General features: G+C 61.1%; 7 protein-coding genes. 2 read left to right on the top strand and 5 right to left on the bottom strand.

Annotation, left to right across the window (positions count from 1 at the left end):
• The first annotated feature begins 29 nt into the window (after positions 1–29).
• The gene (locus I2G20_RS16355) at positions 30–2882 is read left to right on the top strand and encodes an autotransporter outer membrane beta-barrel domain-containing protein (RefSeq protein WP_196260814.1); all 2853 of its coding nucleotides are present in this window, start codon (positions 30–32) and stop codon (positions 2880–2882) included.
• Positions 2883–2968: 86 nt separating this feature from the next.
• Here the strand turns inward: I2G20_RS16355 and I2G20_RS16360 are convergent, their stop codons facing one another.
• On the bottom strand, positions 2969–4792 hold the full coding sequence (locus tag I2G20_RS16360; protein ID WP_196260815.1) for an SLC13 family permease: 1824 nt from the start codon (positions 4790–4792) through the stop codon (positions 2969–2971).
• A 274-nt stretch (positions 4793–5066) separates the two neighbouring features.
• Here I2G20_RS16360 and I2G20_RS16365 point away from each other — a divergent pair, with 274 nt between their 5' ends.
• Entirely contained in the window at positions 5067–5861 is a 795-nt protein-coding gene (locus I2G20_RS16365; protein ID WP_246473138.1) for a phosphodiester glycosidase family protein, read from the top strand.
• A 56-nt stretch (positions 5862–5917) separates the two neighbouring features.
• Here the strand turns inward: I2G20_RS16365 and I2G20_RS16370 are convergent, their stop codons facing one another.
• From I2G20_RS16370 to I2G20_RS16385, 4 genes are all read right to left on the bottom strand, one after another.
• Entirely contained in the window at positions 5918–7048 is a 1131-nt protein-coding gene (locus I2G20_RS16370) for a TIGR03032 family protein (protein WP_196260816.1), read from the bottom strand.
• Positions 7041–7949 carry a hypothetical protein gene (locus tag I2G20_RS16375; RefSeq protein WP_196260817.1) on the bottom strand — a complete coding sequence of 303 codons (909 nt, stop codon included), beginning with the start codon at positions 7947–7949 and terminating at the stop codon, positions 7041–7043. Before I2G20_RS16375 ends, I2G20_RS16370 begins: the two co-directional genes overlap by 8 nt.
• 5 nt (positions 7950–7954) lie before the next feature.
• Positions 7955–11275 (bottom strand): autotransporter domain-containing protein, encoded by a 3321-nt coding sequence (locus I2G20_RS17500; protein WP_196260818.1) that lies wholly within the window; start codon positions 11273–11275, stop codon positions 7955–7957.
• A 310-nt stretch (positions 11276–11585) separates the two neighbouring features.
• Positions 11586–12638 carry a helix-turn-helix domain-containing protein gene (locus tag I2G20_RS16385; RefSeq protein WP_196260819.1) on the bottom strand — a complete coding sequence of 351 codons (1053 nt, stop codon included), beginning with the start codon at positions 12636–12638 and terminating at the stop codon, positions 11586–11588.
• Positions 12639–12767: the final 129 nt, after the last annotated feature.

Consider the following 12767-nt stretch of genomic DNA (forward strand, 5'->3'; position numbering starts at 1 on the left):
GGAATACCTCGGCAAATTGGGCTCTCGGTATGACCCTGCCGCCGCCGAACAACACCTTTCACGCGTCGATAGACTGGGACCCCAACAGTTTTACCGGATTCACACCGATACTCACGACCGTCGGAGGCTTCCAGATCGACAATCTGCTTTTCGCCTTTGACAATGGACATATCGGTACTCTAGCCATTGAGGGAGGAGGCAGCCTCGGCATAGACGGCGATTTGCTGATCGGCTTGGGTCAGGGGAGTTTCGGCAGTCTGGCAGTCAGTGATACGGACGGCAATGGGAACCGTTCGGCATTCACGGCCGTGGGCGGGTTCTCCATTGGAAGCGGTCTCAACAGCAATGGCGCCTTGATCATTACGGACGGAGCCATTGCTTCAGCTCTATTGGCCAGTTCGATCGGCCAGTGGAACGGATCCAACGGTTCGGTCACGGTTATCGGTGCTGACGGTGCCTTGCGTTCGCAATTCATTATCCAGGACGACCTGGATGTTGGCGTCTTCGGCGCGGGCCTCCTGGACATTACAGACGGCGGCGAAGCGGCGGTCCTTGGCACGTTGACGTTCGGCACCAACGGGTCCGGCATCGGTGGGGCGACCGTCAGCGGCGCCGATGCCAATGGCACGAACTCCAAACTTCTGGTTGGTGGTGACATTTACGTGGGAGCCCAGGGAACAGGCTCCCTCAGCATGGAGAATGGCGGCTTTGCCGACGCATCCAACGGAGCGGTCTATATTGGCTATGATATAGGAAGCGGCGGTATCCTGAACGTCACAGGAGCCGGCTCGGCATTGCTTACCGACAATCTGCGCGTGGGCGGGGCGGGCTCAGGGGCTTTGACCGTCGCTGAGGGCGGCCAGGTCGTCGTCACCGATTCCATACAACTCAACCATTGGGGCGGCCAGGGGAGTGTTATCGTGACGGGGGCCGGCTCGACGCTCACCGCCATGAACAGCCTATTCATCGGCGAGAATACCGTCGCGGGAAGCACGGGCGAACTGACCGTATCCGATGGGGGTCAGGTAAGCGCAGGAACCATTTCGATTGGAGGGACAGGTGGCATCGGCCGGTTGAACATTGGAGGGGCCGTCACGGCGGCAGCTGCGGGCACGGTCGATACCGGCAGCATCGTTCTGGGCAACGGCGGCACCGGCATGCTGATCTTCAACCATACCGATACGAGCGGAAATTACATTTTCGCGCCCGATCTGACTGGCAACGGCAGTATCGTCCATCAGGCCGGAACCACGATCTTCACCGGCAACTCCGCCACCTTCGCCGGCAATACAGCGTTGGCTGCCGACAGCAAACTGGTCGTCAATGGCAGCCTGGGCGGCTCCCTCGGCGTCGGAGGCATCCTGGGCGGCAACGGTATGCTGGACCAGGTCCATTTGTTCTCCGGCGGCGTCATCGCCCCGGGCAATTCGATCGGCACCTTGACCGTGGCCACCATCACGTTCGATCCCGGTTCGATCTATTTGGTGGAATTGAACGACGGCGGCAACACGCCGGGGGTCAACAACGATTTCATTGACGTTACAGGTAGCGCGACGATTTCCGGCGGAACGGTGCATGTAACCCCCGAGAACGGCACCGACAATGGAACGAGCTACACCCTGGGGACCACCTACACGATTCTCTCTGCGGCGGGCGGTATCATGGGCCCCGGTTTCAGCGCAGTTACCGACGACTACGCCTTTCTCAACTTCGTGCTTTCGAACGATGCGAACAATGTCTATTTGACTTCGGCACCCGGGGCGACCAGCTTCTGCCTGGCCGGCATGACCGCCAATCAGTGTGCGACAGGAGATGGCGTTTTCTCGCTGGGCTCGGGTGGCCTCCATACCGCGGTCCTCAACCTTTCGAACGCGGCGGCCCCGGCAGCCCTAGACCTTCTCTCTGGTGAGATTCACGTATCTGCAAAGACCGTGCTGGTCGAGGACAGCCGGTTTGTCCGCGAGGCGGCTGTCAACCGCCTGCGCACCGCCTTCGGGGCCGCCGGCGCGAATGGAAACGGCATGGCCGGGCGCGACGTCTCCGATACCCTCACCTTCTGGGGGCAAGGCTTGGCGTCCCGGGGGCATTGGGACAGCGACGGCAATGCCGCACAGGTGGCGCGCAGCATCGGCGGGGTGTTGCTGGGCGGGGACGCCGCGCTCACCGATACCGTCCGGCTTGGCCTGATGGGCGGCTATAGTGTCTCGCGCCTGGGCGTCGATGACCGCTCATCGTCCGCTTCAGTAGAAAGCTGGACCGTCGGCGCCTATAGCGGCGGGCAATGGGATATCGCAGGGGGCGCCTTCGCCCTGCGCGGTGGCGCGGCCTATGGCGGCCACAGCATCGATGTCAGCCGCTCGGTGGCCTTTGCCGGCTTCTCGGACGCACTGTCGGCGAATTATGGCGCCCGCACCCTTCAAGCTTTTGGCGAGGCGGCCTATGGCTTGGATGCCGGGCAGGCACGCTTTGAGCCCTTTGCCAGCCTCGCCCATGTCAACCTTTCGACCGATGAATTTACCGAAACCGGCGGCGCGGCGGCACTCTCGGCGACCGGCCAGACCATCGAAGCCACCTTCGCAACCCTGGGTATCCGCGCCGAGACGACGCTGAACCTTGGCGAGGCGGCCACGGCTCGGCTCCATGGCTCGGCGGGGTGGCGCCACGCATTCGGGGATACACCGGATGCCATGCTGAGCTTTGCCTCCGGCAGCGATACCTTCACCATCACCGGTGTGCCGATCGCAAGGGACGCCCTGGTGCTCAACGCGGGCCTCGACCTCGACATCACCTCCAATGCCCGGCTCGGCCTCTCCTATGGCGGCCAGTTCGGACAAGGCGCTGCCGACCATACCTTCAAAGCCAACTTCAATGTCAGTTTCTGAAAGGCGGACCCGAGTTCGCCCGTTTGCCCTCGGGAGAAACCGAAGAATGGGGAATCAAACTGCACCCTCGAACTCGGCGACGCCCCCTAGAACGGCAGGACCATTGGCACCAGGGCGACACTGACGAGCAGAGCAATTAGCGCAAGAGGCGTCCCGATTTTTACGAAGTCGATGAACCTGTAGCGCCCAGGACCCACGACGAGCGTGTTCACCGGCGAGGAGACCGGGGTCATGAACGCGGCCGAGGCGGCGAGGGCTACCGTCATGGCGAACGGATAGGGTGAGGCCTCCAGCGCTTCCGCAACAGCCAGGGCCACCGGCGCCATTAATACCGCCGTCGCGGTATTGGAGACAAAAAGCCCAAGTCCGGCTGTTACCATGAAGATGCTGGCCAGAATCAGATGGGGCCCGGTCGCTCCGGCCGTATCGAGCAAAGCTTGGGCGGCGATGTCGACCCCGCCAGTACGCTGCAGCGCGATCGAAAACGGCAGCATACCCACAATGAGCACCAGCGATTGCCAATGGATCGAGCGATAAGCACTGTTGAAATCGATACAGCCAAACAGCCCCATAAGCAGGCAGGCAACCAGCGCCGCAGTGAGATTTGGGACGAGGCCAGTGACCATCAGAACGATCATCAGGGCGAGGGCCGCCAAGGCGAATGGCGCCCGGTGCGGCGCAGGCAGCACCTCATCGCTTTCCCGCGGCAGGCCGAGCACGATGACGCGGCTGAGATCGGCCTGCAACTGCCGGACAGCCCGCCAGGGGCCTATGACGAGAAGAGTATCGCCAAGGGCCAATTTCATATGTGTCAGATTTCCTGAAACAGCATCGCGGCCCCGCTTCAACCCGATCACCGAAAGGCGGTGCCGGGTCCGGAACTGGCTTTCGACCAGTGTTTTTCCGATCAGGTCGGATCCTGCGGGCACCATAACCTCGGCCATTCCGATTTCCTGCGCATAGTCGGTGTAATAGGCTCCCGAGAGGGGCAGATCGCGCAGGTTGAACCGTGCAATAAAGTCTTTGACGTCTTCATCCGGGTTTACATAGTCAATGAGCAAAACGTCGCCTGCCAAAAGCAGCGTATCGGCCTTGGGATGGACAAGGCGGCGCCCCAGACGCTGCCGGCGTTCGATTGCCAGAATGGACAGACCGGAACTCGAGCGGAGATCGAGCTCGCCGAGGCTCTGCCCGATCATGGGGGAACCGGGACGGATCTGCAGGCGATGCTCACGCCCGGCCAGCGCGTACTCGTCGATCCAGGTCGGAAATTGCGGCCCGGCGTGCTGATCGTCCTGTACCTGGGAGGAGAGAAATCGCCGGGCGAAGATCATGTATCCGATGGCCAGTATCAATACGGGCACGCCGAATGCACTGAAAGTGAAAAAGCCGAACCCCTCAAATCCGCGCCGCTCCAGTTCGCCCTGGACAACAAGGTTCGGGGCGGTGGCCACCAGCGTCATCATCCCGGATATCAAGGCAGCGATGGACAAGGGCATCATGAGCCGGCTGGGACTTGTCCCGCTGCGGGCCGCAATTCGCAACACGATGGGAATGAAGATCGCGACAACCCCCGTGGAACTCATCACCGAGCCGACGCCCGCTACGACGAGCATCAACAAGACGATCATTCTCGATTCGCTCCGGCCGACCGTGGCAGACATCCAGTCGCCCAAACGCTGGGCTACGCCTGTCCGTACCAACCCTTCGCCAATCACAAACAGGGTGGCGATCAGAACGATGTTGGGATCGGCGAACCCCGCCAGCGCCTCTTCAATGCTGACAATCCCACTCAGGGGCAGGATGACAATCACCAGCAGCGCAACCGCATCCATGCGCGGCCGGCCAATGACGAACATGACAATCGCCGCACCCAGCAGCAAAAGTACAAAGGCAAGGTCGGCGGGCATGACACTCCATCGTGACGCTCGATCAGCGGCTTTGTCCTACGGGGCGAGGGGTATCCGCAAGGCGATCCGACGTTCTCTCTCTGTCGGCGATGTGGAAACATCATTAATGGCTTGTGGCGGTCGTGGGGGCAATCCATGTTAGGCGGCTTTGTTCCCGCGAGGCGGCGGCGATGACTTACGCATGCGCGGTTCCCGCGCCGCTCGCCTTGCCCCGGTCCGATATCGTATTGGCGGAACGTGGGTGGCTTGAGATAGTGGGATGGTCCGGAGGAGAATGCAGATGATCGTGGGCGGATGGTCCAAAAAACCCATGCTGTTGATCCTGGCCCTGGTCCTGCTCGCGGTGCTGGCGATGCAGCAGAGGGCGATGGCTCGAGCGTGCGCCGAAGAACGTTTCGAAGGCACCGGTTATATCGTCTGCACATTCGATCCGGCGACATCGAACCTGCGGCTGTTCTGGAAGAATGCCGACGGGGAGCCCTATCGCTCCTTCTCGAATGTTGGTGCGGCGCTACGCGATCAGGGGAAAGAACTGGTCTTCGCCGCCAATGCCGGAATGTACCAGGCGGACTTTTCCCCGCTGGGGCTTTATATCGAGAACGGGCGGCAATTGCGGCCGGCGGATACCGGGAGTGTCGACGGACCGCCAGCGCAGGTCCCCAATTTTTATAAGAAGCCCAACGGCGTCTTTTTTCTCGGGGCAACAGGCGCGGGAATTCTCGAAACCGCTGCATTCATCGCGGCGCAAATGGGTGTTCGCTACGCCACGCAGTCCGGACCGATGCTGGTGATCGAAAATGCCCTGCATCCTGCGCTCATCCCCGGATCGACCGACAGGCGGCGCCGCAGCGGCGTTGGCGTTTGCGAAAACGGGGTGGTTCGTTTTGCCATCAGCGACGGCGCCGTCAACTTCCACGATTTTGCTCGCCTGTTTCGTGACCGTCTCGCCTGTCCGAACGCACTGTTCCTGGACGGAGGTCATGGAGCGGGGCTCTACCTACCCGAAGCGGAGCGCAACGACTTTTCCTGGCACGGCGGATACGGCCCCATCCTCGGGCTCGTCGAATAGGTCCGCTGCCGGTTCAGCCCTGCTCCTCCGGTTTGCCCAAGGCATATACGCACCATTTAATCCAACGGCTCATGCGTCACGAACGTCAGGATTTCGTCGGTGTGGAAGCCCAGCGCCATTGGAGAGGCGATACCGGTCAGCAGGCCGATATCGTAGAGTTCCGCTACAGCGCCGTCGATGCGGAACCAATGAACGCAGGTTCCTGTCGTAAGATTAATGATCTGCCACCCGCACCACGGTTCGGAATCCGCGTCGGCGAGACGCTGGTCGAGGGCCAGGCCCTCGAATCGCTCGTAGCGTGGCCGGGAAAGCCCGACGATGGCGTAGTCACCATGGACGGCGAGCCCGCGCACAAAGCCAGGGCAGAATGCCAGCGGCCGAAAGGCATCACTGGAATGGGCCGTGCGATCGACCCAGCCCAGTTCGCCCGTACCGGAATTGAGTACCCAAAGCCGACCCCGGTGGAGGCGGGGAGAGTGCGGCATTGAGAGGCCTTCGGCGACGATCCGGCCGCTCTCGACCTCGATCACCACGCCCCCGTCCGCGCGCCGGTCGCGCCACCCGTCTATCGTGTCCGACCGGCTGACGGCCGTGACGTAGGCCGGCCGGCCGCCGTCCATCGCCAGGCCGTTGAGATGACAGCGATCTTCCCGGACAATCCGCGATATAAAAGGCGGCTTCCAGAATGGCTTGAACGCATGACGCGCCGAAGGGGTGGCGAGACAGTTATACAGCGTATTGACGAATACCGGTCGACCGTCTGCCATCATGCCGACATCGTGGATGTCGAGCGCTCCGGTAATGTCGATGCGGCGCGGCACGAAACAGGCATCCTGCAGATGATTGATGCGCTCGCCAGGACCGAGCACATTTTCGAACCGGATGAGCTGAAAAAGTGACGCGAGGAGGATCGACTGGTTTTCGCCCTCCCGGGACGGAATAACGCAAATGCCCATCGCTTTTTGAAAGAAGCGTTCGTTGACATGCAGCCCCCCATTGGGATGACTGCCGAGCAAATAAAGTTTGCCAGACTGATATGAGGAGAAGGCGAGTGAGATGTTCTGCTGGGCCAGGAACTGGGCGAGTCCGGGCGAGGCCGAGTAACGGACGGCAGCTTGCGTCCCTGCTGCCGGAGCGGGATCGGCCGGCTGGGCGTCGACGCCGTAAGCATTCTCACGCTCATGCATCTCTGGCCATCCGTCGCATGCCAAGGCATAGGGCGATGTCGGCGGCGATCCGCGCGGCGGCCTGGGCGGTGTAATGAAACTCGTCGATAAAGGAGAGCGACGCCGCGTCCGACACGACGACGTGTGCGCTATCGGCGGCTGCGGCAAGGAATGTCCGCCGGAATGAAGACGCACGCAGGCGATAGGTTGTAAAGCGCTCCTCATCATCATTGCCCGGTTCAGTTAGAGCGCAGCCGATTTCGGTCTCGTCCAGTTCCGACTTGTCGAAGGCGGAAGCCTGACCGTGGACCACCAGCGGACAACCAGAGCTGGCGGCCAGCGTCAGGAGCTGATCGAGCCAAAAGCAGCTATAGGTGACGAGATTGGCAAATGCCCTCTCTTCATCTGCCGACCCGGGCAGAAAACGCGCGATGTCGTTGCCCAGGAAATCGGGCGATCCGAAAAGAGGGTCACAGCGGCGCGTATAGGCGTAGCGCGAGAAGGTTGCCCCCGCAAAACAGATGATGAAATGGGGCTTGCGTGGTGCTTCCGACAGGATACGCAGCGCTGCGGTATAAAGGGTGCGCAGGTCGGCTTCCGGGAACGACACATTGATGCAATAAAGGCCGCAGGCCTGCGAAAGTCGGGAGGCAACGGTCTGCGCATTGGATTCGAGCCCGAAACCGAAACTTTCCGAGGCGCCGAGAACCAGTCCGTATTCTGCACCGGACAAGGCCGCATCAAGCCCGTAGCGCTCACCCTCGATTTCCCCGTGTCGGAAGCCATACGGGTCGGTCGAGAACGCCTCAGCCTCTAGGTTGCCGACATAGGCCAGCACATCGCCGCGACGCGCCCACCGGCGCTCGCGCACGTAATGACGCGCTGCGGGGAACACGCGAAGAATTTCGCTGTAGTTCGCCATGAAACCTAGAACTTGTACCCGATCGATAGTTGCCCGCTGTGCGCCGTTCCGTTGGAGCCGAAGCTGCCGCGATAGCTCCCGCCCAATTTCAATCCACTATCGAAAGTGAGGTTGACGCCCGCGCCGATGGCCAGGCGATTTTCGTCGAAATGGCCACCGCTCAGCGTATAACCTGGCGTTCCGGCAGCAAGCGTCAGACTCCGGTCCGGCGCGCCGCCCACCGCATGCTCATACGCGACGCTCAGCCCGGCATGCAGACGCGCGCCATCATCGAATTGCCATTCGTGTCCGAGCGCGATACCCGCTGAAAGCGACCCCGTGAGATGATCGGTTGGAGCGAAAGAAAGATTGAGGACGCCTGCGCCGGTTTCTGTCCCTCCGTCGCTGCGGACGTAGGCCAGGTCTGCCCCCACGAAGGGCGAAATGGTGACGTCACCCAGTTCGAGGGCATATTTGGCCGCAGCCGAGATACCAAGACTCTGTGCTCCATAATTGGCAGTCGCCGTGCCCCCCACGCCGCCGATAAAGACGTCGCGGGTGGTTTGTACGTTGTGAACGCCGACATGTGCCGCTGCCGTCAGCAGGAAGGGCCCGTCCTCCACCGCACCGAAAACGCCAAAATGGCCGCTATCAATGGTGGCTTTAGAGGAGGAGGTAGTGGCGCCGCTCCGGGTATAGCCGAGAGCTATAGCGGCGGAGATTCCTGCGTCGAGCATGGCCAATTCGGTTCCTGCTGCAATGCCTGAGAATCCAAGATCGAGATCGGACGCCGTGCCGCCGCCCCCTATAGTAGCACGGCCCCCAGTCAAAAGCGCCCATGGCCCTCCATCAGATTGGGGGGCCGCAGGATCGACGGCGCGGCCGATGGCCTCCACGGCGGGCGGCCTCGGTGCGTAGGCCAAGGGTGCAACGGGCGGCGTGGCGCTCTGGATATTGCCTGCCTGGCCCGTCAGAACCTGTCCGAAGCTGAGGCTGGAATTGGCCAGAACGCCGGGCGTTCCGGCATGAATCTCACCCGAAGCGAGGGTAAACGCCGCCTGAGCGGTTTCGAGAGTGGGAGCAAACAAAATGCTGTTGTAAACCGCGTGAGCATCGGGATCGGAACTTTGCGACAACTCGAAAAGACTGCGGGCCACGGCGGCTTGGTTTGTTGTCGCGGCAGCGGTTTCGAAGGCCGCAATATTTGCTTCGAGTGCGACTTGCGTGGCCGTGTTGGCAAAGATGAAATCGATGAACATCGAATCGAACAGCTTGTAGATATAGTCAAACTCGCCCGCGATATCGTTACCCGCTTCGAGGATCACGAAGCGCTGGCCATCGGCAATGGCGCCTGACGGAACAAGATTCACTACAACCGCCCCGCCGTTTAGCGTCACGGTGTCGGATACAATCCGGTCCGTTCGCCCATCCCCCGCGATATCGACCACATACAGGCTATTGGCCTCGAATTCGGTCGAACCCAGCGCGGTCAGCGTATCGAATGTCCAGAGCGCTCCGGGGGCCACGATCGCGCCGGGACCGAAGGTAAAGGACCTCGCAGTTCCGCCGCCCAGCAAGGCGCCCCAAGGGCCGACAATGAAATCCATGCCGCCGAGATCAGCGTTGAGAACGAGCCCGCCCTCATAGACCGTAAAATCGGCGGTGCCGGCATTGCTGCCCGTCAACTCCAACACAGAGGTGCCAGACTTGGCAAAGGCCTCGAAGCCGAGGAAATCGGCATCCGGCGCCCCGCTTCCGCCGATATCAAGCCGCGTCATGTCGAATGTGGAATCCGGTCCCCAAACGCGTCTCGAACCGCTGAAGACGAGGGTATCGAAGCCGAGGCCGGCATCGACGATACCGTCGATTTGCCAATCATCCCGCAACTCCAGCCGATCGTCGAACGCGTTGACCGTATCGAAAACGATCGCATGGCCGCCCTGCGCGGCTACGGTCCCGGCGACCGTCACCGAACTTTGCCCTGTGATCCGGATGGCGTTCTCCGTCATGGTCAATCCCGTGGCCGTGACGGTGGCCTGGTCTCCGATCACAATCCGGCTGCCCTCAAGACTGGACATGACGATACCGCTGCGACCGATAACGTCCCCATCGACCACGATATCAGTATGGCCGCCGGCATTGTTGACGACCTCTATACCGTATTTGCCGCCCTCGACCCGCCCGGTCTGGCCGATCGACACAGAAATACCTGTGGCGCCATGGGAATTGGTGACGTAAATGCCCCTGCCGATAGGAGAGCTGGCGCTGACATTGCCGTGCACCGAGACGGTGGAAATTCCGGTCCCGCGGTTGAGCACATTGATACCGCTATTATGACCCAGAATATTGCTGCCTTGTTCAGCCGCCACCGTGACGCTCCCGGCATAGAGCTGGTTCGTAACGCTGACCGCATACCCAAAAAGACGGTCAACCATGACGTCGCCGCTAACGGTTACGGAGGAGTCGCCGCGTCCCGCATTGCGCAGCACAATTCCGTTCCCTCCGATAACCCGCGAGTTATCGGCCGTGACGACGACGAGATCGCCGGCATCTAACTGCCCCTGCATTAAAATGGCATACTGCCCTGTTCCAGTTACGTCACCTCCGACATCGATGCGCGCGGTGCCGGTGCCGGCGTGACCCGCAAAGATGCCGGTAACCCCCTTGACTTCCGAGCCGGCGCCGGTGGTGATGGACATGTCGGTGCTCATCGCGCCATTGATGACACGGAGTGCCTGCCCGTCGGACGAACCGGCAAAGCCATCTACATTTACCGTGACCACCCCACCCATATTGATAACGCCTAGGCCGACGTTCACGCCGTCGACATGGGCGTGTTCCCCAAGCGTCACGGACAGACCACCAGCCCCGCCTGCGTTGCGCGCGCTGATGCCAACCTGGGACCCCAGCGCCATACCGTCGAAGTTGATCGTTGCGCCGGCACTGCCGTAATTGACAGCATTTATGCCGTATTGTCCGGCGAAATAACCGCTCGTATCGATTGAGACCGAGCCTGGAGACGCGCCAGTATCACCGGTCGAGACGATGCGAAGTCCGTCCCTTTCGCCCGAAACGAAGACATCGCTGTCCGGCGCGCTCGTGAACCTGATATCGCCGCCGCCCGAGATGGCAATGGCGTCACCGCCGTTCCCGCCATGTGGGGGATCGGTCTCGATGGACAGTCCATCGTCGGCATGGACGCTGGCATTATCGATATTGATTGTTTGCGTGTCGTAGCTGCCGCCCTGGCACAGATAACTCGCGCCGCCGGTCGATACGCATACCTGCTGCGCGTATGCACCGCGCCCATAACCGGCAAGACCGCTGGCGATAAGGGAAACAGACACGAGAAGCTGTCGCCGGCGTGAGGCGACGACACCGGCCTGTTGCCTGGCATTGCTCGTTTTGTCCTTCCGAGCGGGACGTGTTTCTTTAACTTCGAACATCATTTCTTGCCGTAGCCTGGTTCCACTCGGGCACCTCGACGGCTGGCTGGCTACCCCTCCCCCGTCGCGTGCGCCCCGCCCTGCGTATATCCATATCGCCGGGGATTTCACGTGCCGGTAAGCTGGCAGACAAACGATGTATGTGAGGATGCAGAAATGGCGCCGGAATTTATGAATTCGTGCAACGGATGCGCGCTGGCATCCGATGATATCAACGCATGCGTGAAATCCAGTGCCACCACTCGCTGGAATTTCCCTTCCAGGCGAGCCTGCCCTGCCCTTCCAGGGCGAGTTGGCGCACATCGCGCGCCGTCATGCCGAATTCGCGGCGAAAGGCGTAACTGAAATTGGAACCGTAGGAGAAGCCATAACGCTCTGCGATATCGGCGATCTTGAGACCTTGCTGGGCTGGATCGGCGAGGATCTGCCGGCAGGCGCGGAGCCGCTGCCGCTGCACATAGGACGCAAAACCGCCATGCCTTTCGAAGAGGTAATAAAGTTTGCGCAACGAGATACCGAACCGCCGCGCGACCGGCTCCGCCGCCAGGCCAGGATCGGTCAGATGATCGCGCACATGGCTAGCAATGGCCTCGAATAGAGAGAAGTTTACCCCGTCCATGACGTCTTCCTCCACCGCGCCGTTGAGTACCGCTGCCGCGATCGCAACCGTAGGATGGACGAGAGCGGCAGCCTGATCCGGACGCATTTGCGGTGCAGCTGCAAACAGGCCGACGAGATGGTTGTAGAACAGTCCAACCATAGGATTTTCCCGCCTGATAATGCGGGTGTTGTGATCATCCTGCCGTGTAAGCAAGGGTGCCAGAAGGCGCCGGGGAATGATTATGTTGAGGGTGTGGCAATCGGTGGTGCCCGTGGCCTGGGGTTGTGTGAGATCGCTCACCCATAAATCGCCGGGACGCGTATAGCTGTCCGTGCCGCCGTCTCGCTCGCCCAGATGGCCTTCGGTATAAAACTCGATCATGAAGTGATCCAGGCCATCGCGCCCGATGCGGAAATTCGACCGGTCGAAGCTCTGGGCTACCGTGGAGGCAGACGAAAGGACGAGATCGCCAATCTGAAAGGATTCGACACGGGCAAAAAATCGTTCATCGGCATCGATCTTCAGTCTCGTGTCAAAGATCACCCCTATGCCCTCGTTCCATGCGGCCACCGCGAGCTTCGGGGCGAGTCCGCGCGTATCGAGGACCGAACTGGGGACGGGAGAGATTTCTTGCCGCGATGTCGGCTCGTCCTCATTCGCCATTGGCGCTAGTTCCCAGCTGAAAGCATCAAAAAGAAAAAATCATACCCTGCGGGAGGAAACCGATAAAGTACCGATCGGTTCGGCTCGAAGTTCGGATCGAACGGCCGTCTATCAATCCCTGTGGAGGAC

The organism is Pelagibacterium limicola (assembly GCF_015694405.1).
GTDB classification, from domain to species: domain Bacteria; phylum Pseudomonadota; class Alphaproteobacteria; order Rhizobiales; family Devosiaceae; genus Pelagibacterium; species Pelagibacterium limicola.